Origin of the sequence: Microlunatus spumicola (genome assembly GCF_039536445.1) — a bacterium.
In the GTDB taxonomy this organism is placed as follows: Bacteria; Actinomycetota; Actinomycetes; order Propionibacteriales; family Propionibacteriaceae; genus Microlunatus; species Microlunatus spumicola.
Window position 1 is genome coordinate 638,552 of record NZ_BAAAYR010000002.1, and the last position, 24,490, is coordinate 663,041.

The following is a 24,490-nucleotide window of genomic DNA, read 5'->3' on the forward strand; positions in this document are numbered from 1 at the left end:
ATAGACAGAGTGCGACGGGGTAAGAAGGTCTCATGGTGCGATTCGGCTACACCCTCATGACCGAGCAGAGCGGCCCCAAGCAGATCGTCGAGTACGGGGCGCGGGCCGAGCAGGTCGGCTTCGACTTCGAGGTCTCCAGCGACCACTACTCCCCGTGGCTGGCGTCGCAGGGCCACGCCGGCTACGCGTGGACGATGCTCGGGGCCGTGGCGGCCCTGACGTCGACGGTGGAGCTGATGACGTACGTGACGTCGCCGATCCAGCGCTACCACCCGGCCGTGGTGGCGCAGAAGGCGGCGACGCTGCAGATCATCAGCGACGGCCGCTTCACCCTGGGCCTCGGCTCGGGGGAGAACCTCAACGAGCACATCACCGGGGAGGGCTGGGCGCCGGTCGCGCAGCGCCAGGACATGCTCGAGGAGGCGACGACGATCATCCGCGAGCTGCTGACCGGTGAGTTGGTGACGTGGGGCGGCGAGTACTTCCGGGTCGACTCCGCGCGCGTCTGGGACGTCCCCGACGGCGGCGTGCCGATCGGCATGGCGGTCTCGGGGCCCAAGTCGATCGAGCGCTTCGCGCCGCTCGGCGACCACCTGATCGCCGTCGAGCCGGACGCCGACGCGGTCAAGGCCTGGGACAAGGAGAAGGGCGGCCTCCTCTCCAGCGGCAAGGGCTCCCGCAAGATCGGCCAGATCCCGATCTGCTGGGGGCTCGACAAGGACGCGGCGATCGCCAAGGCGCACGACCAGTTCCGCTGGTTCGGCGGGGGCTGGGCCGTGAACGCGGACCTGCCGACCCCGCACGGCTTCGCCGGCGCGACGCAGTTCGTCCGTCCGGAGGACGTCGCGGAGTCCATCCCCTGCGGCCCCGACGTCGACAAGATCGTCGAGGCCGTGAGCGCGTACTGGGAGGCCGGCTTCACCGACATCGCCCTGGTCCAGGTCGGCGACGAGGGCCAGCGCGAGTTCCTCGACACCGCGGCCGAGCCGATCCTCGCGGCGCTGCGCGAGGCCGCCCCCAAGAGCTAGCCCGAGCGGTACCCCCGCCCACCGAGCGGTACGTGTTCCCGGTCCCCAGGCCTCCTCGACCGGGAAGGCGTACCGCTCGCGCGCTCTCAGGAGACGTGGGGGAGGGTCTAGCGATCGGGGCGGAGGCCCACCTCGAAGGCGAAGAGCACGAGGCCCACGCGGTCGCGGGCACCGAGCTTGGACAGCAGCCGGCCGACGTGGGTCTTGACCGTGCCCTCGGCCATGTAGAGCCGGGCGCCGATCTCGGTGTTGGTCGCGCCGGCGGCGATCTCGCGGAGCACCTCGACCTCGCGGGCGGTCAGCTCGCCGAGGCGGTCGTCGTCGCGGCCCGGCGGCTCGCCCGGCAGCGTCGGGACCACGTGGTCGAGGAGCCGGCGGGTCGCGCTGGGCGCCATCACGGCGTCGCCGGCGGCCACGTCGCGGATGGCCGAGAGCAGCTCGTCGGGCCGGGCGTCCTTGAGCAGGAACCCGCTCGCCCCGGCCTTGAGCGCGGCGAAGACGTACTCGTCGAGGTCGAAGGTCGTCAGCACGACGACGCGGGCCGGGTTGCCCTCGGCGAGCAGCCGGCGGGTCGCCTCCACCCCGTCGAGCACCGGCATCCGCACGTCCATCAGCACCACGTCGGCCGGCGTGGTCCGCAGCCGGGCGAGCGCCTCCCGCCCGTCCGAGGCCTCCCCGACGACCTCGAGGTCGTCCTCGGCCTCGATGAGCATCCGGAACCCGCTGCGCACGAGCGCCTGGTCGTCGACCAGGAACACCCGGGTCACCACGACACCGCCTGCGGCAGTGGGAGCGTGTCGGACCGGTCGGCCTGGCGCTCGTACGGGATCCGCGCCCGGACGACGAACCCTCCGACCGGCCCGGGGCCGGCGGTGAGCTCGCCCTCGTGCAGGCTCACCCGCTCCGCCATGCCGCGCAGCCCGTGACCCTGACCGTCCGGCACGCTGGCCGTCCCTCCGTCGTCGGTGACCTCGATCTCCACCGCGTCCGCGGTGCACGCCAGCACGACCCGGGCCCGTGCCCCGGGCCCGGCGTGCTTGAGCACGTTCGTGAGCGACTCCTGGACCACCCGGTACGCGGTGAGCCCGACCGCCGGCGCCAGCGGCGGTGCCGTACCGAAGGTCGTCAGCTCGAAGCGGTCGCTGGTCCGCTGCACCAGGTCGGCGATGTCGGCCAGGCCCGGCTGCGGCCCGTACTCCGCCGAACCCTCGCGCCCCTCGCGCAGGACCCCGAGGATCCGGCGCGTCTCGGTGAGCGCCTCGCGCCCGGTCTCGGCGATGGTGCCGAGCACCTCGCCGGCCCGCTCCGGGTGCCGCGCGGCGAGCGCGCGCCCGCCCTCGGCCTGCACGACGATGACCGACAGCGAGTGGGCCACGATGTCGTGCAGCTCCCGGGCGATGCGGTTCCGCTCGTCCACGGTCGCGGCGCGGGCACGCTGCTCCTGCTCCGACTCGAGCAGCCGGACGCGCTCGGCCTCGGAACGCTCCTGCCTGCTCGCGCTGTCCTCCGACTCGCGCAGCTTGCGCCCCACGACGTGCGCGGCGGACACGACGGCGAAGCAGGCGACGACGCTGACGAGGAAGACGGTGATGTCGCTGATGGCCGGACCGCGGAGGGCCCAGCGCGCCGGCCCGAGGAACGAGCCCACGACCGCGACCGCCCAGGCGAGCCGGGCGAGGGTGCGGCCGCTCCAGCGGGCGAGCGTGTAGACGAGCACCGGCACGGAGATGATGCCGGCGGCGGAGGGGACGGAGCTGACGGCCAGCGCGAGCAGGCAGCCGCCCGTCATCACCGCGAGCGCCGCGGCCGGGAACGTCCGCCGCACGAGCAGCGGCAGCGTGATCACCAGCGACGCCATGCCGAGCGCGCGCTCGCCGACCGCGAGCGTGTAGCCCAGGGCCACCAGGGTGACGAGGGCGCACAGCGTCAGGTCGTACGCGAAGTGGCGGTCGCGCACGAGGCGTTCAGCGGGAGGCATGGCGCTCCGACCCTACGAGGACCGTCGCCGCCGCGCATCCGACCACGGTGCCGCGTCGGGTCGGCCGCAGGTCCCGCGGACGGCCGCGGCGCCACCTCGCCGCTACGCTGCAGCGATGAGCTGGAAGGTGGCCGCGGTCGTCGGCGCGTGCGCGGGTGGGGTCGTCTGGGTGGTGCGTCGTCGCGCCCGGCAGACCTCCGAGGCGGGGGAGTGGGCGGCGGCGACCGACCCGGTCGCCCCGGCCGCCGTCTGACCCGACCCGGCCCCGTCGGCTCCGTCCCGACGCCTCGCGCTCCCCGCCGGGAGCGTCCTCGCCTGTCCCCCGCACGGGTGACCCGGCGCACGGAACGCTTGCGCACGCGCTCCCCGGTCCTGACCATGGGGACGTTCCCGGCCGCTCCTCGGCGGAGCGTCGACCGGACCTGCCCGTCCCCGGGGTGCTGCCACCCCAATATGACGAAGAGCAGAAAAATTAGGACGAAGCGGTACTTAGGCACCTAAGTTCTTGTTATGGTCCTCTCGCTCGGGGGAGCAGTCGTGGACGTCGGAGGACGCCACCGAACGAGGGACAGCGATGGACCGCCCCGGGCACGTCGACCGCGCGCAGCCGCGGGCCCGGCGTACGCGTGCGGCGGTCGGGCTCGCCTCAGCAGGCGACGGTGCCGCTCGCGGAACCGGTCCGGTCCGCGTCCTGCGCGACGGCGGTCAGCGCCTGGAGGCGTGCGACGACGTCGTTCAGGTGGGTGCTGAGCAGCCTTCTGGTGGCCTCGTCGAACGGCTCGACGACCGCGGCCTCGATCTCCGCCCGCAGCGTCGTCACCTCGCCCCGGATCCCCTTCGCCCGTTCGGTCAGCCAGACCGTCGTGCTGCGGCGGTCGCTGGCGTGGGGCCGGCGCCGGACCAGGTCGTCGCGCTCCATGCGCGCGAGGTTCAGGGTCATGGTCGACGCCTCGACGCCCGTCCGCTGGGCGAGCTCCGACGGCTGCAGGCCGTCGCGGCGGTAGAGCTCGAGGAGCACGGCGAGCTGCCCGGGCGAGACCCCCAGGTGCTCCAGCCGACGCCCCGTGAGCACGCCGATCAGGCGCGACGCCACCAGGATCTGCTGGTACGGGAGGTCGCCGGAGGGCTCGACTGCTCGGAGATCGTCCACGCCGGCCTGCCTCGGGTCGTGCTCCGGGCTGACCAGCCGGTGCGACGTCCACATCGTACGCAGATCAACCACCGCGCACCGCGCTTCGCCCGAGGGCGAGCGGGGCGCACCGACACGCCCGCCCCTGCGGCGGTTCCGGCACCCGGCAGACGCCCACGGTGCCTCGGGGGACCACCCTGCACGACCCCACCCGAAGGGAAGCACGATGACGACACTGGCCCACGAAGCCTTCTCCGGACGACACAGAGCCACGAAGGGGATCGCTGCGCTGGCCGCGGCCGCCGCGCTGCTGCTGAGCGGCTACGGCAGCTACGCGCTGTGGACCGACACCGAGTCGCTGAACGGTGGTGACATCAACGCGGGCGAGCTCAAGATCACGGACGTGACCCCCGGGGTGTGGCGCGACGTGTCCGGCGGCGGCGCGGGCACGGTCATCCCCGACATCACCACGTTCCTCGTGGTGCCGGGCGACGTCCTCACCTACACCCTGGACGCCAAGGTGCTGGCCAAGGGCGACAACCTCCAGGCGACCCTGACCGCCGACCCGGCCTCCGTGACCGGTGACGCACCGCTGCGGGACGACATCACCGTGAGCACCGCGATCAACGTGAACGGGGCGCCGAGCACGGCCATCACCGAGGCCAACGACGGGCAGACCCTGCAGGCCGTGGTCACGCTCGACTTCGACGAGGCCTCCCTGAACCCGTCCCAGCTCCAGAACCTCGACCTGTCGGAGCTCAGCCTCGTCCTGAACCAGAACGCGCGCTGAGCGGGGCGGGGGTGGGCACGGTGCGGAACCTGGCGGGCGCTGCCGCCGTGCTCACCGTCGTCGGCTGGTCGGCGACCGGCACCTGGGCCTCGTGGGAGGGGGTCCAGCCGCTGGACCTCGGCCAGGTCCGGAGCGGTCACCTCGCGCTGCGTCTGAGCGGGGACGGCGTCGTCCAGGTCCCACCCTCCGGCGGGCTCACCTCGGTGAGTCCCGTGGGCCTGGACGATGCCGTTCCCGCTCAGACCACGTCGTACGAGCTGACCCGGCTGCAGGCCTCGGCCCTGCGTCCCGGGCACCACGTGCAGGCCCGCGTCACGGTCGGCAACGCCGGTTCCGTGGGGCTGCGCTACGGGATCAGCCGGGTCGCCGCGTCGAACCCCACCCTCGGCGCCGCCCTCCGGCTGACCGTGTGGCCGGTCGGCCCGGCGGGCTCGTGCCCGTCGGGGGCGGACGTCGCCACCCCCACGCCCGTCCCCGCCCCGCTCTTCGCCGGCACCCTCGACGGCGCGGCCACGCCCGTCGACCAGGCCCTCGCCCCCGGGGCGGCCACCGACCTGTGCCTGCGGGTGGGGCTGCCCACCGCCACCACCGACCGCCGTACGGAGGGCACCAGCACCTCGGCCGTCCTGACCTTCTCGGCGGAGCAGGCATGAGGGCGGCGAGGTTCGGCTGGTCCGTCCTGAGCTGGGTCGTGCTGCTCCTGCTCGTCGCCGTGCTCGCGCTCGGCGTCATCGGCCCGCGGCTGCTCGGCGGCCAGGCCTGGACGGTGCTGACCGGCTCGATGAACCCCCGCTACCCGCCCGGCACCCTCGTCGTCACCCGTCCGGTGGCGCCCGCCGAGCTGGGCGTCGGCGACGTCATCACCTACCAGCTGGAGTCCGGGCGCCCCGCCGTGGTGACCCACCGCATCGTGGCGGTCGGCACGAACGCGCGCGGGGAGACCGTCTTCACCACCCGCGGCGACGCGAACGAGGCGGCGGACCCCAGGCCCGTCCAGGTCGGCCAGGTCCGGGGGGAGCTCGCGTACGCCGTCCCCGTGCTCGGCCGCGTGAACGCGCTGCTCACCCCGGACCACCGCGTCTGGGTCGTCGCCGCCGGCGCGGTCAGCCTCGTCGGCTACGCCCTGCGGATGTTCGTCGGCGTCGCCCAGGACCGCCGCCTCGCCCGCCGGCGCCGGGCCGCCGCCACCGACGCCACCGCCGCCGGCCCTCCGACCCCGTCCGCCCCCGGTCCCGTCCTCGCCCCCGTCCCCGCCCTCGAAGAGGTGACGCCATGAGCACCCGCACCCGACGTCCACCCCGCACCTGGGACAGGGTGCGGGCCCTGCTCGCGCTCGGCACCGTGCTCGGGCTCGGCGCGGTCGGCACCCGGGCCGCCTGGACCGACGACGTGAAGGCGACGACCGGGACCTTCACGACCGGCACGGTCGACATCAAGCTGGGTGCGGCGGGCGGCACGACCGGCAGCGACGCGTACGCCTTCACCACCTTCACCGCCGCGAACCTCAAGCCGGGCTCGTCGACGGAGGCCTCGATCGAGGTCCGCAACGCGGGCACGCTGCCCTTCACCTACGCCCTGGGCAGCACCACCGTGACCGGCAGCTCCGCCACCCTCGGGCCCGCCGTCGACCTCAAGGTCGCGCCGGGCACGTGCACCGCCACTGCGGTGTCGGCCGCCGGGTCGACCCTCGACAGCGTCTCGCTGACCAGCCCCCGCACCCTGGCCTCCGGCGCGACGGAGACGCTCTGCTTCCGCGCCACGCTGGCCGCCACCGCCGGGACGGGCCTGCAGGGCCAGACGGGCAGCTACACCTACGTCTTCACGGCCACCAACACCTGAGCCGCGATGCCCGCCACGGTCGAGACCCCCGTCGACGCCCCCGCCCTGCCCGGCGGGGAGCACCCCCGCCAGCCCGTCCGGGAGCTGGCGCTGACGCTCGGTGCCCTCGCCGGCGTGCTCTGCCTCCTGGTGACGATCGCGGCGTCGGCGTGGCAGCTGACGCCGCTCGTGTTCCGCTCCGGGTCGATGGGTCCGGACATCCCCGTCGGGTCGCTCGGCGTCGCCCGCCGGGTGCCGGCCGGCGCGGTGGTCCCCGGGGACGTGGTGAGCGTCGACGACGCCGCCGGCGCCCGGGTCACGCACCGCGTGGTGCAGGTGACCCCGGCCGGGGGCGACGGGCCGACCCTGCTGCGGCTGCGCGGCGACGCCAACCCCGTCGAGGACGCGCAGCCCTACCCGGTGCGCGAGGTCGACCGCCTGCTGTGGTCGGCCCCGCGCCTCGGCTACGCCGTGGCGTGGCTGAGCAGCCGCCCGGCCACGTTCCTCGGCGGCCTCCTGGTCGGCGTCGCCGTCGCCTGGGCCTTCGGCCTGCGTCCGCCGACCGGTGCCCGGCGGGCCCGTCGGGACGGGCCGGGCGCGGGGACGACCGGCGGCGCACCGCGTCGCGCGCTGCTCGTCCGCCGCTCGACGGCCGCGGTCGCCGGCGCCGTGGTGCTGAGCACGTCCGTCGGGGTCGACAGCGCGTCGGCCGCCTTCACCGACACCGCTCCGGCGACGTCGGGGACCTTCACCGCCTACCAGGTGCCGACCCCGCCGACCCTGGGCTGCAGCACGGGGCTCGGCACGATCACCTTCAGCTGGGCCGCGCAGACCGGGCCGCTGACCCTGAACCTGGCGGTCAGCGGACGCACGAGCAACGTGGCCCTCGCCGCGGGGCAGACGAGCTACACCCTCACCTCGAGCCTGCTCGGCACCGGCGGCGGGACGGCCACCCTGCAGCGCAGCGAGGCGTTCACCTCGACGACGTGGACCGCGCTCGGCAACACCCGGAACATCACGATGGTGCTGGGGCTGCTGACGTCATGCAGCTGAACGGCGGCGGCCGACCGGGCCGCGGACGGACGATCCGGACGCTCGACCACGCCCACTTCTGGGCCGTCGTGGCCGCGATGGGGCCCGAGCTGATCCCGGCCCGGATGTTCATGACGCTCAGCGCCCTGGGCTGGGAGGAGCGCCAGGCGTTCTGCGAGCACCTGCGCCAGGTGGAGGACGCCCTGACCAGCGACCCGCACGAGCGCTCCGCCGCCACGGCCTGGGAGCTGCTGCGGCCGGGTCCCGGCCGGGCCGGAGCAGAGGATCACGACGACCGCGGACGCGCCGAGCAGCAGGAGCGGCACCGGCCACGGCTGCCGGCGGAGGCCGCCGACCTCCGGCTGACCGTGGTCGCCCACGGCTACGACGCCTGGGCCGCGGTCGTCGCCGTGCCCACCCTGCTCGGCGGGGCCTGGCCCACCGCGCTCGGCCGTTCGTTCTCGCTCACGGTGGCCCAGGCGTGCGGCACCAAGACCGGTTCGGTGGTCCGCGGACGCGGGGTGTCCCCGCGCCCGTCCGGAGCCGCGGGCGGGCCGTGGACGAAGGTCGTCTAGCCGTTCGCCGCCCGGCCGCTCAGCGCAGGTCGTCGAACGGGACGCCGCGCCGGTGGGCGGCGACGAGCGCCGCGCCCGTGAGCAGGCCCCAGGCCAGCAGCCCGAGGACCAGCAGCTCGGCCCCGTGCAGCCCGGGCCCGGGCGGGAGCCGGAGGGCGCGCGTCAGGTAGCGGGGGAGCGCCGACATCGGGTCGACCGCGACGCAGAGCGCGTACGGCGTCCCGAGGCAGACGAGCCACCGCACGGTCCGGGGCCAGACCCGGCGCTCCCGCCACCGCGTCACGAGCGGCACCGGCCAGTAGGGCAGCAGCACCGAGACGAGGTTGCCCACGCCCAGCCAGGTCAGCACGGGGTAGAGCACGCCCGGCAGCGTGAGCTCCAGGCGGTAGTTCGCCTCGTCGTGGATGGTGATGGCGGCGGTCGCGACCAGGGTCGGCAGGCCGACGATGACGAGCAGCACGAGGTTCTTGACCAGCAGGATCCGGGCCAGCGACAGGCCGCGCATCAGCCGGAGACGGGTGCGTTCGGTGTCGACGCCGAGCACGTTGGTGGTCGTCACGTCGGCGAGCACGAACACGGCGAAGTAGGTCCCGACGAGGATCGCCCAGTCCCGGTGGGTGCCGTCCCGCAGCGGGACGACCACGAGGTAGGCGAGGGACAGCAGCAGGTTGATCCCGATGCCGAGCAGCCAGCCGTACGGGCGGCGGAAGGCCCAGCGCAGGTCCTGGGCGACCAGCCGCGCGAGCCCGGGGTGGGCGTACGGCGTCGACGTGGCGGTGGCGGCGGTGGCACCCGCGAGGGGGGCGCCGAAGGTCGTCACGACCCCAGCCTGCCAGCGGCGGAGCGGTTCTCGCGCACGCGCCGGACGACGACCACCACCACGGCCAGCACGGCCAGGACGATCACCACCTCCTGGAACCGGCCCACCCAGGTCTGCACGACCTCCCAGCGGGACCCGAGGCCGTAGCCGGCGAGGATCAGCAGGGTGTTCCAGACCAGGCTGCCGGCCGCGGTGAGCAGCACGAAGCGGCCCACGGGCATCCGGGCGACGCCCGCCGGGATCGAGATCAGGCTCCGGACGCCCGGGACCATCCGGCCGAAGAACACGGCCTTGCCGCCGTGCCGGGTGAACCAGTCGTCCACCTTGTCGATGTCGGCCTCGCGGACGAGCGGGATCCGCCGGGCGGCCGCCCGCAGCCGGTCCTCGCCGACCTTGGCGCCGAGCAGGTAGAGGACGAGCGCGCCGACGAGCGAGCCGAGGGTGGTCCACGCCACGGCGGCGACGAGGTCGAGGTCCCCCCGGCTGGCGGCGAAGCCGGCCAGCGGGAGGATCAGCTCGCTCGGGATCGGCGGGAAGATGCTCTCGAGCGCGACGAGCAGGCCCGCTCCGGGGCTGCCCAGCCGCCCCATCAGGGACACGATCCAGTCGGTCACCGTCCCCATTGTCCGGGTTCGGCCGCACGCTGCCGGGTCGTCGGCGAACCTCGCCTTCCGGAGCGGCCGTCCCGACGCCGACCTACCGTGGACGGATGCCGTCTCCGACAGGTTCGCGACGGGCTCTGCCCGGCACCGGCCCGCTGCTGCTCGAGATCGACCTGACCGCGCCTCCCGCCGACCCGGCCCCGGGCGACCCGCTCGCCCGGCTCGCCGCCCGGGGGCGTGCGACCCGCGGACCTCTGCTGCGAGCCCTGCACGAGGCGGGCGCGGACCACCGGGTCGTGGGCCTCGTCGCCAAGGTCGGGGGCACGCTGCCGTGGGCGGTCGCGCAGGAGCTGCGGCTCGGGGTGGCCGCGTTCGCGGCGGAGGGGAAGCCCACGGTGGCGTGGGCGGAGAGCTTCGGCCAGGGCGGCGGCGACCTCCCGGCGTACGTCCTGGCCAGCGCCTTCGACGAGGTCTGGCTGCAGCCGAGCGGCGACCTCGACCTGCTCGGCGTGGCGGTGGAGACGACGTTCCTGCGCGGCGCGCTCGACAAGCTCGGCGTCGAGCCGGAGCTCGAGGGTCGCTACGAGTACAAGAACGCGGTCGACCGCATCACCCGTACGGGGCTGACCCCGGCCCACCGCGAGTCCCTGGAGCGGCTGAGCGGTTCGCTGCTCGACCGGGCGGTGCGCGACGTCGCCGAGGGTCGCGGGCTGACGACCGAGGAGGTCCGGCGGCTGGTGGACACCGGCCCCCGGACCGCCGACGCCGCCCGGCAGGCGGGTCTGGTCGACCGGCTCGGCTACCGCGACGAGGTGTACGCCTCCGTGCGCGACCGCGTCGGGCACGCGGAGCTGCTGTTCGCGGACCGGTGGCGCCCGCGGCGGCTGCCGTCCCTGCCCTCCCTGCCAGGACGCCCGCGCGGGCACGTCGCGCTCGTCGAGGTGCGCGGCGGCATCGTGGCGGGTCCCAGCCGCCGGGGGCCGATGGGCCGGTCGGTCGGCAGCGACACGGTGACGGCGGACCTGCGCGCCGTCCTCGAGGACGACGCGGCGAAGGCCCTCGTCCTGCACGTCGACTCGCCCGGCGGTTCGTCGGTCGCCTCCGACACCATCTGGCGCGAGGTGTGCCGCGTCCGCGACGCCGGCAAGCCGGTGATCGTGTCGATGGGCGCGCTCGCCGCGTCCGGCGGCTACTACGTCGCCTGCCCCGCCGACGTGATCGTCGCGCTGCCCTCCACCCTCACCGGCTCGATCGGCGTCTTCGGCGGCAAGCTCGTCGTCACCGAGCTGCTCGACAAGCTCGGCCTGACCACGGGCGCCGTCGAGCAGGGCGCCCGCTCACGGATGTACTCGAGCCGCCGCCCCTTCACGCCCGACGAGCGCGAACGCGTCGACGCCGCGCTGGACGCGGTCTACGAGGACTTCACTCGCCGGGTCGCCGAGGGACGGCACCTGTCCCGCGAGGCGGTCGAGCAGGTCGCGCGCGGCCGCGTCTGGACCGGCGCGGACGCGCTCGAGGTGGGGCTGGTCGACGAGCTCGGCGGCCTGCGGGACGCCGTCCGGGTCGCGCGGGAGCGGGCGGAGCTGCCCGAACGTGCCCCGGTCCGGCCCGCCCGGCACGTCCCGCCGCTCGCCCGGCTGGGCCGCCCCCGCAACAGCGAGGACCCCCGGGCCCTCGCGACGGCGCTCCCGCGGCTCGACGACCTGGCCGCCGTCCTCGGCCTTCCGCCGGGCTCCGAGCTGCGGATGCCGGCGCTCACGCTGCGCTGACCGGGGCGACCCGGGCCGCTCAGCGGAGCAGCTTCGCCGTCTCCTTCGCGGCCCGCTTGATGCCGCCGCGCTCGTCCAGGAAGCCGCCGGCCAGCCCGATGACCGGGACCTGGGCGACGGTGCGGAAGAGGATGTTCCCGCGGGGGCGCTCGTCGAGCACCGACTGCAGCTCCCAGATCTGGCGGGCGAGGTGCCACAGCGTCCCGGCCGCGCGACGGGCGCCCGGACCCAGGCCCTTGGCCTCCTCGGGCGCGGGGCTCTCGTCCAGGCTCGCGGCGGCCGCGTCGGCCTCCGTCTCGGGGACGGTGCGGGGCGCGACGTCGCGGTCCAGCAGGACCTTGGCCAGCAGCGGCACCCAGTCCGCCGGGTCGTCGACCCCGTGCTCGCGGGCGGTGGCGCAGACGGCCAGGCCGGCGGCGGACGCGCCGAGCGCGGCCTGCAGCGGGACCCGGCTGGCCAGCGCACCGGCGACCCGGGGGACCGCGGCGGCCAGGCCGGCGCTGACGCCGATCCGCCGGACCCACCAGTGGACGCGCTCGTCCAGCGGGCGGCGCCCCCAGTCGGGCGACGCCGGCGTCACCTCGCCGAAGGCGCGGTCGCGGACGGCGTCCAGCGCCTTGCGGGGGAAGCCGGCGCTGGGCGGCGGGTCGTCGTCGAGACCGAGCCAGCGGACCGGGTCGCCGATGACCCGGTTGGCCGTCCGCGCGTACAGGCCCAGCACCTGGGCGACGCGCTCGTTCGAGATCGCGGGGTCGTCGGCCACGGGGTGCCTGCCTTCGGGGTTCGGGGGTCGGGGTCGTGCGGGGGTGGTGCTTCGTGCAGGGGTGATGGTGCCAGAGCACGGCCCGCCGGGCCGGTCGGGCGGGCCGTCGGCGACCTCAGACGGCGGCCAGGACCTGCGACGTGGTCAGCAGGCCGTGGACCAGGTCGTCCACGACGGCGTCGAGCAGGTGGTCGGTGCGGAAGGCGTAGCCGCGGAGGATCGCCAGGGCGTCGAGGTCGCTCACCGCGGACGACTCCTGGATCATGCCGACCGCCAGCCACACCTGCTGCCGCTGCCGCAGCTGCTCGTTCGGCGGCCAGAGGAGCTGCTGCTCGTCTCCGGCCAGCGCCCCCAGGAGCAGCATCGCGACGATCGGCCCGACGGCGGCCTGGACCACGTCCAGCGGCTGGTGCAGCTCCGGGACCGGGTCGGTGCTGTAGGCGTCCAGGGCGGCGAAGACGTGACCGTCGGCCCGGGTCAGCGGGAGCGTCAGCGTGCCACGGTAGGGCGTGCGCGTCACCAGCGCGGCGTGGTACATCGGCCAGCGCCCGGCCAGCTCCAGCTCCGACGAGACCAGCGGTTCACCGAGCTCGGCCGCCGCGATGCACGGACCGTCCCCGAGGGTCACCTGGAGCTGCTCCGCCTCGGACACGTGCTCGCCCGCCGCCGCGACGGGGAGCCGGACCAGCCGGTCCATCATCACGATGCCGGCGCCGGCCAGCCCGAGCACGGCCCGCACCGCCTCGGCGACCCGGTTCGGCGGCAGGTCGAGGACCCGGCCCCCGTCCATGCGCCGCAGCTCGCCGACGAACCGCGAGCGCAGGTCCATCTGGTCCCCCAGCCTCATGTCGAGAGCGGGTCCACGGGCCACCCGGATGCGTCCACGAGCATCGTCATGCCTTCGTCCTCCGACCCCGCCACGGTTTCCGTCGTCCCGGCGCGCTCAACGCGAGCGCACCACCTCCGCGTCACCGCCGCCGCGCCGGACGGGTTCGGCGACCGCGAGGACGCGGCCCCCCTTGCGGAACTCCAGCGCCGCGACCGCCCCGATCTGGGCGTTGAGCGTGAACGAGTCGCCGCTCGGGGTGAGCACGTAGCCCAGGGCCTCGAGCTGGTCGCCGTACGCCTCGATGAACTCCGGCTCGGCCGCCGTGACCGCGCCGGCACCCGCCGGGCTCCCCGCCGGCGGGGCCGTGTTCCGTGCGCTCGCCCGCGGTGCCGCCACGGCCTCGGGCAGGGTCATGCCGAGGTCGATCCGGTTCACGAGGGTCTGCAGCACGGTGGTGATGATGGTCGCGCCGCCCGGCGACCCGACGGCGTACACGGGCTTGCCGTCCTTCAGCACGATCGTCGGGGCCATCGAGCTGCGCGGGCGCTTGCCGCCCTCGATGCGGTTGGGGTCGGCCGCGTCGTAGACCGGGGTGAAGTCGGTCAGCTCGTTGTTGAGCAGGAAGCCGCGGCCCGGCACCACGATGCCGGAGCCGCCGGTCTGCTCGATGGTCAGCGTGTAGGACACGACGTTGCCCCAGCGGTCGGACGTCACGAGGTGCGACGTCGACGTGCCCGTGTCGTTGCGGCCCACGGGCGGCGCGGTGGTGCAGCCGGAGCCGTCGAGCGCCCCGGGGTCGGTCGGCGTCGGGAGCGCGCGGTCGGTGATGGCGCACGCGCGGCTGCGGGCGAACCCCTTCGACAGGAGCGTCTTGAGCGGGACGTCCACGAAGGCGGGGTCGCCGACGTAGGCGTTCCGGTCGGCGAAGGCCAGCGAGGAGGCGTCGAGGTAGTCGTGCAGGGCCTCGGTGCGCGGCAGCGTCGAGAGCTTCTTCGTCTTGAGGATGTTGAGCGCCTCGCCGACGGTGGAGCCGCCGCTGGAGGACGGGGCGATCGAGTAGACGTCCAGGCCGCGGTAGCGGACCTTGGTCGGCTTGTGCTTGACGACGGAGTACGCCGCCAGGTCGGACTTCTCCAGGTAGCCCTTCGGGAAGGGCAGGGTCGCGTCCGCGGTCTTCGGCGGGCTCTGCACGGTCCGGACGATGTCGCTGCCGATCCGGCCCTTGTAGATGATCTTGGTGCCCTCGCGGCCGAGGGCGTCGTACGTGGCGGCTAGGTCGGGGTTCCGGAACACGGAGCCGACGGCCGGCGCGTCGCCGCCGGGCAGGTAGAGGTCGGCCGTCGTGCTGACCTGGGCGAAGCGGTCCTTGTTCTGCAGCGTCTGCTCCCGGAACGTGTCGTCCACGACGAAGCCGCGCCGCGCGATGCGCTCGGCCGGCTTCAGCGCCTGGCGCAGGCTCAGCGTCCCCCAGCGGTCGAGCGCCCGCTCCCACGTCGCGGGCGTGCCCGGCACGCCGACGCTGGCCGGGCTCGTCACCAGGTCCGGGGTGAAGGGGTAGGGCTCGCCGGTCTCCGGGTCGATGAACACGTCGCGCGGGATGGACGCGGGAGCTGTCTCCCGGCCGTCGAGCGTCGACACCTTCCTGCTCTTCGCGTCGTAGTAGACGAGGTAGCCGCCGCCGCCGATGCCCGTCGAGTAGGGCTCGGTGACGCCGAGCGCCGCGGCCGTCGCGATCGCCGCGTCGACGGCGTTCCCGCCCTTGCGCAGCACCTCGATGCCGGCGTGGGTCGCCTCGGGGTCGACGCTCGAGACGGCGCCGCCCGTGCCGAGCGCGGTGGCGTTCTTGGTGGTCCAGCGCTTGGTCGCCGAGGCCGCGTCGCTGGCCGCAGGGCTCGCACCCGCGCCCGGTGCGGCCGCCCGGGGAGCCGGGCTCGCGCTCGTCGGCAGGCTCGCCACGAGGGCGAGGCCGCAGGCGCCGGCCAGGAGGGAACGACGAAGGCGGTGACGGGTCACGGGGCGGGCCTCTCGGTGGGGTTGGTCACAGCCAAGCGCATGCCACCGACAGAAGTCGAGGGCCCCTCCCGTCACCGGTACGGCGGACCCGGTCCACGACGCCGCGGCCGACGCGCCGGACGGTTCCCCGACGTGGCGTCGGTCCGTGCGCCAGACTGGGCCCCGGGAACGTGCGTGGCCCCGACCCCCGGAGCCGCGCCCCGCAGGTGACGCGAAGGAGAACCCCCATGGCCGCGCTCGTGCCGGAACCGACACGACCCAAGCGGTCCCAGATCCAGCTGGGGGCCGCCGGCTTCGGCGTCGTGTTCCTCCTCGTCGGCATCGCGGGCTTCATCCCCGGCCTGACGTCGCACTACATGCACCTGGGCTTCGCGGGCCGGGAGTCCTCCGCCCGGCTGGTCGGCATCTTCCAGGTCTCGATCCTCCACAACGTGGTGCACCTGCTGTTCGGCGTCGCCGGCCTGGTCTTCAGCTCGACGCCGCTGCGCGCGAAGAACTACCTCTTCTACGGCGGCATCGCCTACGCCGTCCTCTTCTTCTACGGCATCGTGACGACGTACGGCTCGCCCGCGAACTTCGTCCCGTTCAACGCGGCCGACAACGCCCTGCACTTCGCCCTCGCCGGCGCGATGCTCACCGCGGCGCTCGTGCTCGACCGTGGTCCGACCTGGACCAAGGTCCTCCAGGAGGGCAAGGCCGACCTCTGAGCACCGAAGCCCCCCGCAGCCCGGCCTCCGTGGCCGGGGCCGCCCAGCCCGCCTCGGCCGCCACGGCCGCACGGCTGAGCTCCGTCGCGGCGCTCGCGCTCGGGTTCGACCACGCCACGATCCTGATGCCGGACGGGCGCGTCGCACCGGCGCAGAGCGGCCGCCCCGCCGCCGCGATGGAGCTGGACCGCAGCGTGCTGGCCTCGGGCAAGGCGCTGGTGGTGGAGCGGGCCGACGACGGGCTCCGCCCGCTGGGGGCGTACGCCGGCCTGCCGGTCTCCTGCGAGAACGCGGTCGTCTCGGTGCTGAGCGTCTGCGACGAGCTGCCCCGCACGATCTCGCGGCGCGACCTCGCGGTGCTGCTGGAGCTGGCGGAGCTGTGGTCGGTCGAGCTGTGCCGGGCGCAGGACGTGTCCACGGTGGTCGACCCGGTCGCCATCGACCTCGCGCGCGGGCTGGAGCGGGGCGAGGTCGTGCCCTGGTACCAGCCGATCGTCGACCTGGTGAAGGGCGAGGTGGTGGGGGTCGAGGCCCTCGCCCGCTGGCGCCGCGCGCCCGGCGTGGTGGAGCCGCCCAGCGTCTTCATCCCCGTGGCCGAGGCCTCCGACCTCATCCTCGACGTCGACCTCGCCGTCCTGCGGCGCGCGCTGGTGGACCTCGCCGGCTGGCAGCAGGCCGGCAAGACCGGCCTGTGGGTCAGCACGAACATCTCGGCCCGGCACCTCGGGCGCGACGACTGGCTGGACCAGCTCCAGGACGCGGCCCGGACGGCCGGGGTCGACCCGACCACGGTCGTCCTCGAGCTGACCGAGACCGTGGCGCCCGAGGACGCGGTGGCGAGCCGGGCCGTCGTCGACGCGATGCGCGACCTCGGCTTCCACGTCTGGTTCGACGACTTCGGCTCGGGCTGGTCGGCGCTGTCCGACCTCACCCGCTTCACGGTGGACGGCATCAAGATCGACCGCTCGTACGCCGACCAGCTCGGCACCAAGACGGGCGAGGTGGTCATCGCCGCCCTCGTCTCCGCGGCCACCGAGCTCGGGCTCAGCGTGACGATCGAGGGCGTCGAGACCCCCTCGCAGTACGAGCGGGCCCGCAACCTCGGCTGCCACTTCGGCCAGGGCTACCTCTGGTCGCGCCCCGTCCCGCCGCCGGCCGTCGCCCGCTGGTTGTGACCTGCGGACGATCCGGCGAAGGCCTGGATCGTCCGGCGGGGCATCGGGCCCTGCGCGTACGCGCAGCCGACCTGCGCCAGCACCGCGAGCTGGTCGGGGTCCCGCACCCCGCTGCCGACGACCTCCCAGCCGAAGGTGTGGGCCGTCTCCACGGTCAGCCGCAGCAGCGACGTCCGCAGCGGCCCGCCCGACAGGGCCTCGGGGTCGAACCGGACGAGGTCGACCGGCAGGCGTGACCAGCGGTCGGTCGGCCCCTCGTGCGTGCCGAACCCCTCGACGCAGACCCGGACGCCGGTGGCCCGCAGCTGCTCAAGGTGACCGATGACGGCCGGGTCGTCGGCCAGGTCCACCGCACCGACGACCAGGACGAGGCGCGAGGGCTCGAGCTCGCCGGTCCGCAGGGCGGTGGCGACGTCCTCGAGGACGCGGGGACGGCGCAGGTGGCGGCCCGAGAGCGGCACCGCGAGCATGGCGGGGGCCGAGCCGAGCGGGATGCACGCGGCCTGGCGGACGGCCTCGCGCAGCGCCCAGGAGTCGAGGTCGCAGACGAGCTCGCTGCGCTCGGCCACCGGGAGGATCTCCGCCCGGCCGAGCTCGTCCTCGTCCGGGCGCGGCCAGCTGACCGTGGCCTCGTAGCCGGCCAGGCGGTGGGTGCGCAGGTCGACGACCGGCTCGTGGCGCAGCTCGAGGTCGCCGGCCGCGATGGCGCGGACCAGCCCGTCCTGGAGGCGGTGGCGCTGGTCCAGCTCGCGGCGCAGCGAGGTGTCGAAGACCTCCACGCGCCCGCGCCCGGCGACCTTCGCGCGGTAGACGGCGACGTCGGCCTCCATCAGCAGCCGCTCGGGGTCGACGGCCCCGTCCTGCGCGACGGCGACGCCGACGCTGGCGCCGATCCCCACCTCGCGCCCGCCGGCGAGGACCAGCGGGAGGGTGAGGGCGGCGACGAGGCGCTCGGCCACGGCGACCGCCGACCCCTCCTCGTCGACGGGCTCGAGGAGGACGACGAACTCGTCCCCGCCGAAGCGCGCGACCACGTCACCGGAGCGGACGCACTCCTGCATGCGGTGGCTCGCGGTGACGAGCACCTCGTCGCCGGCGGCGTGCCCGAGGGTGTCGTTCACCTGCTTGAAGCCGTCCAGGTCGACGAACAGCAGCCCGACCACGGCGCCGCTGCGCTGCGCCCGGCCGAGCGCGCCGCGCATCAGGTAGGTGACCTGGGCGCGGTTCGGGAGGCCGGTCAGGCTGTCGTGCGCGGCCTGGTGGGCGAGGGCGACCCGTGCGACCTCGCGCTCGGCGTTGGCGGTCTGGATCTGGTCGAGCGAGAGCTTCATCCGGGCGATCACGAGCCCGAACACCGCCACCGAACCGGCGACGACGGCCCACACGTCGAGCGGCAGGCCGAGCACCCGCTGGGCGCCGAGCACGGCCGGCGGGACGAACGCGGCCACGGCGAGGGCCACCAGCCGCAGCCGGGTGAAGCGCACGGCCGTGGGCCGCGACGGTGCCGTGAGCGCGACCATCGAGGGGTCCAGCGCGGCGGCGCCGCAGGTGGCGTACGAGAGCAGCCAGAGCGGGTCGAGGGCGTCGCTGCTGCCCCAGGCCATGAGCTTGAGGGCCGTGAGCAGCGTGTCGGCGACGGCGAGCAGCGCCATCGAGGTGACGAGCAGGCGGAAGGACCGGCTCCGGCCGCCGGGGGTCGTGACCAGCCGGATGAGCAGGCCGACGAGCAGGATGTCGACGAAGGGGTAGGTCGCGGCGACCACCGCCGCGAGCGGGGAGTCGCTGTAGCCCTCGATCGTCGGCCGCGCGAGCAGGACCCAGCCCAGCACCCCGAGCGCGGCCGTGAGGATGGCGCTGTCGAGCAGCGAGGCCCGGTCGCGGCGCAGGTCCCGGCCCCGGATGAGGAGGGACAGGCCGGCCGCGACGACGCCGTAGCCGAGCAGGTAGGCCGGGTCGGCGGGCGTCGGGAAGGTCTGCACGCCCAGGACGTCGGCGTACCAGGAGCCGAGGACGTCACCCGTGGCCCAGAGCAGCGTGCCGAGCGCGAGCAGCCGCCACGGTGCGGTGCGGGCGGGACGATTCCGGCGGACGCCGACCTCGACGGCGACCACGGCGGCCAGCCCGAAGGCCACGTACAGGGCGTCCTGGACGGCCCCGTCCGGCAGCAGCAGGTAGACGCCGGTGGCCGCGACGGCCACGCCCAGGAACCACGCCCAGGCGGGGCGTCTCCCGACGAGGACCGCCGGGTCGACGGCGGTCGCCGTGGGCGTGCTGGCCAGGGCGTCAGGACGCACGGGACCCTCCTCGTCGTACGGGCCCCGAGCAGCACGAACCCTAGTGCGGTTCGGGGCGGCCCGGGCGGACCGTCGTAGGTTGTCGTCCCCGTGGGCGAGGTCCCGCGGGCGGGACGAGGAGGAGCCATGACGGTGCTGGCGGTGACGGGGTCCACGGGCCGGGTCGGCGGGCTCGTCGCCCGACGCCTGGGGCCGGCGGTCGGGCGGCTCGTGGTCCGCGACGCGACGCGGGCCCCGCACGTCGAGGGCGATCCGGAGGTCGTCGAGGCCACGTACGGCGACCTCGCCGCGAGCCGGCGGGCGCTGGAGGGCGTCGACGTCCTGTTCATGGTGTCGGCCGCGGAGTCGCCGGTCCGGCGCGAGGAGCACCGGACGTTCATCGACGCCGCGGCCCAGGCCGGCGTCGGGCAGATCGTCTACACGAGCTTCGCCGGCGCGGCGGCCGACGCGATCTTCACCCTCGGGCGCGACCACCACGACGCGGAGCAGGCCGTCCGGGCCAGCGGCATGGCGTGGACCTTCCTGCGCGACAGCTTCTACTCCGACTTCTTCCCGCTGTTCGCCGGCGAGGACGGCGTCGTGCGCGGCCCGGCCGGCGAGGGGCGGGTGGCCGCCGTGGCCCGGGCCGACGTCGCCGACGTGGCCGTGGAGGTGCTCCGCGACCCGGCACGGTACGCCGGCGAGACCTGCACGCTGACCGGGCCGGAGGCGTTCTCGGTGCGCGAGGCGTGCGCGCGCATGACCGCGGCCCTGGGCCACCCCTTCTCCTACGTCGAGGAGACGGTGGAGGAGGCGTACGCGTCCCGGCGCCGCTGGTCGACGCAGCCGTGGCAGCTCGACGCCTGGGTGAGCACCTACCTGGCCATCGGGTCGGGCGAGCTGGCCGCGGTGAGCCCGGACGTCGAGCGCATCACCGGGCACGCGCCCCGGACGCTCGAGCAGGCGTTGTCCTGAGCCTGTCGAAGGGCGTTGCTGGAGGTCTGAGGCTTCGCCCGGCCGGGTCGCGCGACACGCAGAGTTCACCTCGGCGACGGCGACCCGTGCGGGTGGCGCCACCGCGCTGACGTGTCGGGGTGGCGCCATGGACACATGCTGAGTCCCGCCCACGCGGCTGCGACGAACCATCACGACCGTCTGGTGGTCGCCCACCGCGGCGCCAGCGGCTACCTGCCCGAGCACACGCTCGCGGCCTACGAGCTCGCGATCGCGCAGGGCGCGGACTTCGTGGAGCCCGACCTCGTGGCCACGGCCGACGGACGCCTGGTCGTCCGCCACGAGAACGAGATCGGTGCCACGACCGACGTGGCCGGGCGCCGGGAGTTCCGGGACCGGCGCACCACCAAGGTGGTGGACGGCGAGACCCGCACCGGCTGGTTCACGGAGGACTTCACCCTCGCGGAGCTGACGACGCTCGGTGCCGTCGAACGCCTGCCCCACCTGCGCCCCCACAGCTCGGCCTTCGACGGCGTCTTCTCGGTGGTGACGTTCGAGGAGGTGCTCGACCTCGCGCAGCGCTCCCACCGGGCGGACGGCGGCCCCGTCGGCGTCCTCGCCGAGCTCAAGCACGCCACGTACTTCGCGGGCCTCGGCCTCGACCTGCTGCCGCCGCTGCTCGACGCGCTGGAGGAGGCGGACCTGGAGGACGAGGGCGACCCCGTCATCGTCCAGTGCTTCGAGACCACGATCCTGCGCCGCCTCGCCGAGGTCTCGGGCGTCCGGCGCGGCCAGCTCCTCGAGGGGGCCGGCGCCCCGTACGACCTGGTCGCCGCGGGGGACCACCGCTCGTTCGCGGACCTGTGGTCGCCGGCCGGGCTCGCCGAGATCAGCCGCTACGCCGACGTCGTCGGGCTGGACAAGGACCTGGTGATCCCGCGCGACGCCGACGGCCGCCTGCTCCGGCCGACGAACGTGACCTCCGCAGCCCACGACGTCGGCCTCGAGGTCTTCGGCTGGACGTTCCGCCGGGAGAACTGCTTCCTGCCCCAGGAGTTCCGTCGGGGCACCGAGCCCGGCGCGGCCGGTGACCTCGCGGGCGAGATCGCCACGTTCCTGGCCGCCGGGCTCGACTCGGTCATCACCGACCACCCCGACCTCGCGCGCTTCGCGCCGGTCTCTGACGCCCGGTCGGAGACGGTCCTGCTCGAGGCGACCGCCGCCTAGCCCGACCGGCCGGCGCCGACCGGCCGCTTCAGGTCGGACGGGTCAGACGCGCTCGGTGCAGTGGTGCCGGCCGATCGGCACGACGGTCGGCGTCCGCGAGACGGGGTCGGCGACCACGAGGGACTCGAGGCCGAAGACGCGCTGCACGAGCTCCGGGGTCACGACCTCCGCCGGCGGTCCCTCCGCCGCCACGGCACCCTCCGCCATGGCGATCATGTGGTCGGCGTAGCGGCAGGCCAGGTTCAGGTCGTGCATGACGACGACGATGGTCGTCCCGCGCTCGCGGTTGAGGTCGGTCAGCAGGTCGAGCACGTCGATCTGGTGCGACAGGTCGAGGTAGGTCGTCGGCTCGTCCAGCAGCAGCAGGTCCGTCTCCTGCGCCAGGGCCATGGCGATCCACACCCGCTGGCGCTGGCCGCCGCTCATGTCCTCGATCCGGCGGTCGGCCAGCTCCGTCGTGCCGGTCGCGGCGAGCGCGTGCGCGACGGCCTCGTCGTCGGCCGCCCCCCAGTGCCGGAACCAGCCCTGGTGGGGGTAGCGGCCACGCCCGACGAGGTCGGTCACCGTGATGCCCTCGGGCGCGACGGGAGCCTGCGGCAGCAGGCCGAGCGCGCGCGCGACCTCCTTGCTCGGGGTGTCGTGGACGCTCCTGCCGTCCAGCAGCACCGCACCGCGCACGGGGCGGACGAGACGGGCCATGCCGCGCAGCAGCGTCGACTTGCCGCAGCCGTTCGCGCCGACGATGACGGTGATCCGGCCGTCGGGGATCGTCACGCTCAGGTCGTCGACCACGGGCCGGTCGCCGTACGACAGCACCAGGCCCTGGGTCTCCAGCCGGTGCGGACGGGCGTCCGGCGCGCCCTCGACCAGCGGCCTCGTCCCGCTCATCCACCCACCCCCGCACGGTTCGACCGGACCAGCAGCCACAGCAGGAACGGCGCCCCGACCGCGGCCGTGACGACGCCGACGGGCAGCTCGACCGGCAGCAGGTGCTGGCCCGCGACGTCGGAGAGGACCACGACCACCGCCCCGACCAGGGCGGCCGGGACCAGCGACGGTCCGCTGCCGCGGGTCAGGCGCTTGGCGATCGGCCCGGCCACGAAGGCGACGAAGCCGACCGGGCCGGCGGCCGCCGTGGCCACGGCGGCGAGCGTCACCCCGAGCACGATGGCGACCAACCGGGCGGCCTCGACCCGCAGGCCGACGGACGCGGCCACGTCGTCCCCGAGCTGGAGGACGAGCAGCGCGCGTCCGCTCAGCAGCGCGAGGGGTACGAGCACGAGGCAGGCCAGGGCGAGCGGCTGGAGCTGGGCGGCAGACGCGCCGTTCAGGCTGCCGGTCAGCCACACCAGGGCGGCCGTCGCCTCGTACACGTCGGCGCGCGTCATCAGGTAGTCGACGACCGCGAGCATCAGCGCCGAGACGCCGACCCCGACGAGCACGAAGCGGTAGCCCGAGAGGCCGCCGCGCCAGGCGAGGGCGTAGATGAGCCCGGCCGAGAGGAGCGCGCCGCCGAGCGCGGCCCCGGAGACCGCCATGCCGGTCCACCCGAGCAGCAGGATCGCGAGCACGCCGCCGGCGCTCGCGCCGTAGCTGATGCCGATGATGTCCGGGCTGGCCAGCGGGTTGCGCAGCAGGTTCTGGAACGTGGTGCCCGACAGGCCGAAGCAGACGCCGACGAGCAGCCCGGTGAGCACCCGCGGGAGCCGGAGCCCCAGGACGATGAAGTTCGACGCGGTGGTGCCGTGGCCGAGCAGCGTCGCGACGAGCTGGTCGAGCGGCAGCGGGAAGTCGCCCAGCACGAGCCCGGCGCCGGACACGACCACCAGCACGACGACCAGGCCGAGGCAGACGGTGGTCGAGCGCGTCCGGGCGTGGCGGCGGACCCGACGGACCGAGCGGACCCCGACCCGCGAGATCCCGGAGGCCCGCGCGGCGGACGGCGCGTACGCGGTCACAGGCCGGCCAGGCGGTGGCGGCGGACGAGGACGACGAACACGGGGGCTCCCAGCAGCGCGGTGACGATGGCGACCTGGACCTCGGCCGGGCGGGCGATCACCCGGCCGACGACGTCGGCGGTGAGCAGCAGGACCGGCCCGAGCAGCATCGAGGTCGGCAGGATGCGGCGGTAGTCGGTCCCGACGAGCGCCCGGGCGACGTGCGGGATGGTGAGCCCCACGAACCCGACCGGGCCGGCCGCGGCGGTGGCCGCACCGCAGAGCAGGACGACCGCGACGGCGGTGCCCACGCGGATGAGCCCGACGCGGGCGCCGAGGCCGCGGGCGACGTCGTCGCCGAGCGCGAGCGTGTTGAGCCCGCGGCCCAGGACCAGGGCCAGCAGCCCGCCGACGACGAGGAACGGCAGCACCGCTGCGGTCACCCCGAGGTCGCGGCCGTTCAGGCTGCCGACCTGCCAGAAGCGGAACTGGTCGAAGGCCTGCTGGTCGCGCAGCAGCAGCGCGGTGGTGATCGCGCCGAAGAAGGCCGTCAGCGCCGCGCCCGCGAGGGCCAGCTTCACCGGGGTCGCGCCCTCCCGGCCGAGCGCCGCGACGGTGTAGACGAGGACGGAGGCGACGGCCGCCCCGCCGAAGGCGAACCAGACGTAGCCGGCGGCGTCCGTCACGCCGAAGACGCTGATGCCCAGCACGATCGCGAGCGCGGCACCGCCGTTGACGCCGAGGATGCCCGGGTCGGCGAGGGGGTTCCGGGTGACGCCCTGCATCGCGCAGCCCGCCAGCCCGAGCGCTGCGCCGACGAGCAGGCCGAGGACGGTGCGGGGGAGCCGCGAGGTGACGACGACGAGCTGGTCGGTGCTCGTGAGGTCGTAGTGCGTGAGGGCGTCCAGGACGGTCGACGTCGGCACGCTCCGGGCGCCGACCGCGAGGCTCGCGAGGCTCAGCAGGACCACGATGCCGGCCGTCAGCAGCAGGACGGGCGCCGTCCGGCGACGCGCGGTGTCGGGGTCCGAGGCGCGACGAGCCGCCGTGGGCGTCGTCGTGAGGACCATG

The 24,490-nt window shown here is 75.0% G+C and carries 25 protein-coding genes; 13 read left to right on the plus strand and 12 right to left on the minus strand.

Going from position 1 to position 24,490, the window contains the following annotated elements:
- Positions 1-32: 32 nt before the first annotated feature.
- A complete protein-coding gene (locus ABD665_RS11925) occupies positions 33-1,028 on the plus strand; it encodes a TIGR03557 family F420-dependent LLM class oxidoreductase (protein WP_204910464.1) in 996 nt (331 codons plus the stop codon).
- Between the two features lie 107 nt (positions 1,029-1,135).
- Here ABD665_RS11925 and ABD665_RS11930 read toward each other — a convergent pair whose 3' ends face one another.
- The gene (locus tag ABD665_RS11930) at positions 1,136-1,795 is read right to left on the minus strand and encodes a response regulator (RefSeq protein ID WP_204913694.1); all 660 of its coding nucleotides are present in this window, start codon (positions 1,793-1,795) and stop codon (positions 1,136-1,138) included.
- Positions 1,792-3,006 carry a histidine kinase gene (locus ABD665_RS11935; protein ID WP_204910463.1) on the minus strand — a complete coding sequence of 405 codons (1,215 nt, stop codon included), beginning with the start codon at positions 3,004-3,006 and terminating at the stop codon, positions 1,792-1,794. The genes ABD665_RS11930 and ABD665_RS11935 overlap by 4 nt, the downstream gene beginning before the upstream one ends.
- Positions 3,007-3,121: 115 nt before the next feature.
- Here ABD665_RS11935 and ABD665_RS11940 point away from each other — a divergent pair, with 115 nt between their 5' ends.
- Positions 3,122-3,259, plus strand: a complete 138-nt coding sequence (locus ABD665_RS11940) for a hypothetical protein (protein WP_204910462.1) — start codon at positions 3,122-3,124, stop codon at positions 3,257-3,259.
- A 393-nt stretch (positions 3,260-3,652) separates the two neighbouring features.
- On the opposite strand, the gene ABD665_RS11945 is transcribed toward ABD665_RS11940, so the two are convergent.
- A complete protein-coding gene (locus tag ABD665_RS11945; RefSeq protein WP_204910461.1) occupies positions 3,653-4,156 on the minus strand; it encodes a MarR family transcriptional regulator in 504 nt (167 codons plus the stop codon).
- Positions 4,157-4,361: 205 nt separating this feature from the next.
- Between ABD665_RS11945 and ABD665_RS11950 the strand changes: the two genes are divergently transcribed.
- Genes ABD665_RS11950 through ABD665_RS11975 form a run of 6 tightly spaced genes read left to right on the plus strand, consistent with a single transcriptional unit; the run spans position 4,362 to position 8,350 of the window.
- Entirely contained in the window at positions 4,362-4,925 is a 564-nt protein-coding gene (locus ABD665_RS11950; RefSeq protein WP_204910460.1) for an alternate-type signal peptide domain-containing protein, read from the plus strand.
- 11 nt (positions 4,926-4,936) lie between these two features.
- Positions 4,937-5,578 carry a hypothetical protein gene (locus tag ABD665_RS11955; RefSeq protein WP_204910459.1) on the plus strand — a complete coding sequence of 214 codons (642 nt, stop codon included), beginning with the start codon at positions 4,937-4,939 and terminating at the stop codon, positions 5,576-5,578.
- Positions 5,575-6,201, plus strand: a complete 627-nt coding sequence (locus ABD665_RS11960; RefSeq protein WP_204910458.1) for a signal peptidase I — start codon at positions 5,575-5,577, stop codon at positions 6,199-6,201. Before ABD665_RS11955 ends, ABD665_RS11960 begins: the two co-directional genes overlap by 4 nt.
- On the plus strand, positions 6,198-6,764 hold the full coding sequence (locus tag ABD665_RS11965; RefSeq protein ID WP_204910457.1) for a SipW-dependent-type signal peptide-containing protein: 567 nt from the start codon (positions 6,198-6,200) through the stop codon (positions 6,762-6,764). Before ABD665_RS11960 ends, ABD665_RS11965 begins: the two co-directional genes overlap by 4 nt.
- A 6-nt stretch (positions 6,765-6,770) precedes the next feature.
- Positions 6,771-7,796 (plus strand): S24/S26 family peptidase, encoded by a 1,026-nt coding sequence (locus ABD665_RS11970; RefSeq protein ID WP_204910456.1) that lies wholly within the window; start codon positions 6,771-6,773, stop codon positions 7,794-7,796.
- Positions 7,787-8,350, plus strand: coding sequence for a hypothetical protein (locus ABD665_RS11975; RefSeq protein WP_204910455.1), 564 nt, complete (start codon positions 7,787-7,789; stop codon positions 8,348-8,350). Before ABD665_RS11970 ends, ABD665_RS11975 begins: the two co-directional genes overlap by 10 nt.
- A 19-nt stretch (positions 8,351-8,369) precedes the next feature.
- Here ABD665_RS11975 and ABD665_RS11980 read toward each other — a convergent pair whose 3' ends face one another.
- Positions 8,370-9,170, minus strand: coding sequence for a hypothetical protein (locus ABD665_RS11980; protein ID WP_204910454.1), 801 nt, complete (start codon positions 9,168-9,170; stop codon positions 8,370-8,372).
- Complete coding sequence (locus ABD665_RS11985) at positions 9,167-9,793, minus strand: DedA family protein (RefSeq protein WP_204910453.1); 627 nt, start codon at positions 9,791-9,793, stop codon at positions 9,167-9,169. The genes ABD665_RS11980 and ABD665_RS11985 overlap by 4 nt, the downstream gene beginning before the upstream one ends.
- An 86-nt stretch (positions 9,794-9,879) precedes the next feature.
- Between ABD665_RS11985 and sppA the strand changes: the two genes are divergently transcribed.
- Positions 9,880-11,541, plus strand: coding sequence for a signal peptide peptidase SppA (sppA, locus tag ABD665_RS11990; protein WP_204910452.1), 1,662 nt, complete (start codon positions 9,880-9,882; stop codon positions 11,539-11,541).
- Between the two features lie 19 nt (positions 11,542-11,560).
- Here sppA and ABD665_RS11995 read toward each other — a convergent pair whose 3' ends face one another.
- The 3 genes from ABD665_RS11995 to ggt all read right to left on the minus strand — a co-directional run bounded on the left by ABD665_RS11995 (position 11,561) and on the right by ggt (position 15,146).
- On the minus strand, positions 11,561-12,304 hold the full coding sequence (locus ABD665_RS11995) for a hypothetical protein (protein ID WP_204910451.1): 744 nt from the start codon (positions 12,302-12,304) through the stop codon (positions 11,561-11,563).
- 115 nt (positions 12,305-12,419) lie between these two features.
- Positions 12,420-13,151: a GAF domain-containing protein gene (locus ABD665_RS12000; protein WP_204910450.1), complete on the minus strand. Its 732-nt coding sequence runs from the start codon at positions 13,149-13,151 to the stop codon at positions 12,420-12,422.
- A gap of 96 nt (positions 13,152-13,247) precedes the next feature.
- On the minus strand, positions 13,248-15,146 hold the full coding sequence (ggt, locus tag ABD665_RS12005; protein WP_344742399.1) for a gamma-glutamyltransferase: 1,899 nt from the start codon (positions 15,144-15,146) through the stop codon (positions 13,248-13,250).
- Positions 15,147-15,373: 227 nt separating this feature from the next.
- Between ggt and ABD665_RS12010 the strand changes: the two genes are divergently transcribed.
- Both ABD665_RS12010 and ABD665_RS12015 read left to right on the plus strand, forming a co-directional pair.
- Positions 15,374-15,853, plus strand: a complete 480-nt coding sequence (locus ABD665_RS12010; protein WP_204910449.1) for a DUF4383 domain-containing protein — start codon at positions 15,374-15,376, stop codon at positions 15,851-15,853.
- A 29-nt stretch (positions 15,854-15,882) separates the two neighbouring features.
- Positions 15,883-17,028, plus strand: a complete 1,146-nt coding sequence (locus ABD665_RS12015; RefSeq protein WP_204910448.1) for an EAL domain-containing protein — start codon at positions 15,883-15,885, stop codon at positions 17,026-17,028.
- On the opposite strand, the gene ABD665_RS12020 is transcribed toward ABD665_RS12015, so the two are convergent.
- On the minus strand, positions 16,977-19,322 hold the full coding sequence (locus ABD665_RS12020; protein ID WP_204910447.1) for a diguanylate cyclase: 2,346 nt from the start codon (positions 19,320-19,322) through the stop codon (positions 16,977-16,979). The genes ABD665_RS12015 and ABD665_RS12020 overlap by 52 nt on opposite strands.
- A gap of 126 nt (positions 19,323-19,448) precedes the next feature.
- On the opposite strand from ABD665_RS12020, the gene ABD665_RS12025 reads away from it, so the two are divergent.
- Positions 19,449-20,276 (plus strand): NAD(P)H-binding protein, encoded by an 828-nt coding sequence (locus ABD665_RS12025; protein ID WP_204910446.1) that lies wholly within the window; start codon positions 19,449-19,451, stop codon positions 20,274-20,276.
- A 135-nt stretch (positions 20,277-20,411) separates the two neighbouring features.
- Positions 20,412-21,482: a glycerophosphodiester phosphodiesterase family protein gene (locus ABD665_RS12030; RefSeq protein ID WP_204910445.1), complete on the plus strand. Its 1,071-nt coding sequence runs from the start codon at positions 20,412-20,414 to the stop codon at positions 21,480-21,482.
- 42 nt (positions 21,483-21,524) lie between these two features.
- Here the strand turns inward: ABD665_RS12030 and ABD665_RS12035 are convergent, their stop codons facing one another.
- From ABD665_RS12035 to ABD665_RS12045, 3 genes are read right to left on the minus strand one after another with little or no spacing between them, the layout of a single operon-like run.
- Entirely contained in the window at positions 21,525-22,370 is an 846-nt protein-coding gene (locus ABD665_RS12035; RefSeq protein WP_204910444.1) for an ATP-binding cassette domain-containing protein, read from the minus strand.
- Entirely contained in the window at positions 22,367-23,440 is a 1,074-nt protein-coding gene (locus ABD665_RS12040) for an iron chelate uptake ABC transporter family permease subunit (RefSeq protein ID WP_204910443.1), read from the minus strand. The genes ABD665_RS12035 and ABD665_RS12040 overlap by 4 nt, the downstream gene beginning before the upstream one ends.
- Positions 23,437-24,489, minus strand: a complete 1,053-nt coding sequence (locus tag ABD665_RS12045) for an iron chelate uptake ABC transporter family permease subunit (RefSeq protein ID WP_204910442.1) — start codon at positions 24,487-24,489, stop codon at positions 23,437-23,439. The genes ABD665_RS12040 and ABD665_RS12045 overlap by 4 nt, the downstream gene beginning before the upstream one ends.
- Between the last annotated feature and the right edge of the window lies 1 nt (position 24,490).

Bases quoted from the DNA above. Each gene is read 5' to 3' on its own strand.
- ABD665_RS12010 (WP_204910449.1), top strand. From the start codon at position 15,374: ATGGCCGCGCTCGTGCCGGAACCGACACGACCCAAGCGGTCCCAGATC.
- ABD665_RS11960 (WP_204910458.1), top strand. From the start codon at position 5,575: ATGAGGGCGGCGAGGTTCGGCTGGTCCGTCCTGAGCTGGGTCGTGCTG.
- ABD665_RS12030 (WP_204910445.1), top strand. From the start codon at position 20,412: ATGCTGAGTCCCGCCCACGCGGCTGCGACGAACCATCACGACCGTCTG.
- ABD665_RS12035 (WP_204910444.1), bottom strand. From the start codon at position 22,370: ATGAGCGGGACGAGGCCGCTGGTCGAGGGCGCGCCGGACGCCCGTCCG.
- ABD665_RS12045 (WP_204910442.1), bottom strand. From the start codon at position 24,489: ATGGTCCTCACGACGACGCCCACGGCGGCTCGTCGCGCCTCGGACCCC.
- ABD665_RS11985 (WP_204910453.1), bottom strand. From the start codon at position 9,793: ATGGGGACGGTGACCGACTGGATCGTGTCCCTGATGGGGCGGCTGGGC.
- sppA (WP_204910452.1), top strand. From the start codon at position 9,880: ATGCCGTCTCCGACAGGTTCGCGACGGGCTCTGCCCGGCACCGGCCCG.
- ABD665_RS11940 (WP_204910462.1), top strand. From the start codon at position 3,122: ATGAGCTGGAAGGTGGCCGCGGTCGTCGGCGCGTGCGCGGGTGGGGTC.
- ABD665_RS11925 (WP_204910464.1), top strand. From the start codon at position 33: ATGGTGCGATTCGGCTACACCCTCATGACCGAGCAGAGCGGCCCCAAG.
- ABD665_RS12000 (WP_204910450.1), bottom strand. From the start codon at position 13,151: ATGAGGCTGGGGGACCAGATGGACCTGCGCTCGCGGTTCGTCGGCGAG.
- ABD665_RS11970 (WP_204910456.1), top strand. From the start codon at position 6,771: ATGCCCGCCACGGTCGAGACCCCCGTCGACGCCCCCGCCCTGCCCGGC.
- ABD665_RS11950 (WP_204910460.1), top strand. From the start codon at position 4,362: ATGACGACACTGGCCCACGAAGCCTTCTCCGGACGACACAGAGCCACG.
- ABD665_RS11935 (WP_204910463.1), bottom strand. From the start codon at position 3,006: ATGCCTCCCGCTGAACGCCTCGTGCGCGACCGCCACTTCGCGTACGAC.
- ABD665_RS11965 (WP_204910457.1), top strand. From the start codon at position 6,198: ATGAGCACCCGCACCCGACGTCCACCCCGCACCTGGGACAGGGTGCGG.
- ABD665_RS12025 (WP_204910446.1), top strand. From the start codon at position 19,449: ATGACGGTGCTGGCGGTGACGGGGTCCACGGGCCGGGTCGGCGGGCTC.
- ABD665_RS11975 (WP_204910455.1), top strand. From the start codon at position 7,787: ATGCAGCTGAACGGCGGCGGCCGACCGGGCCGCGGACGGACGATCCGG.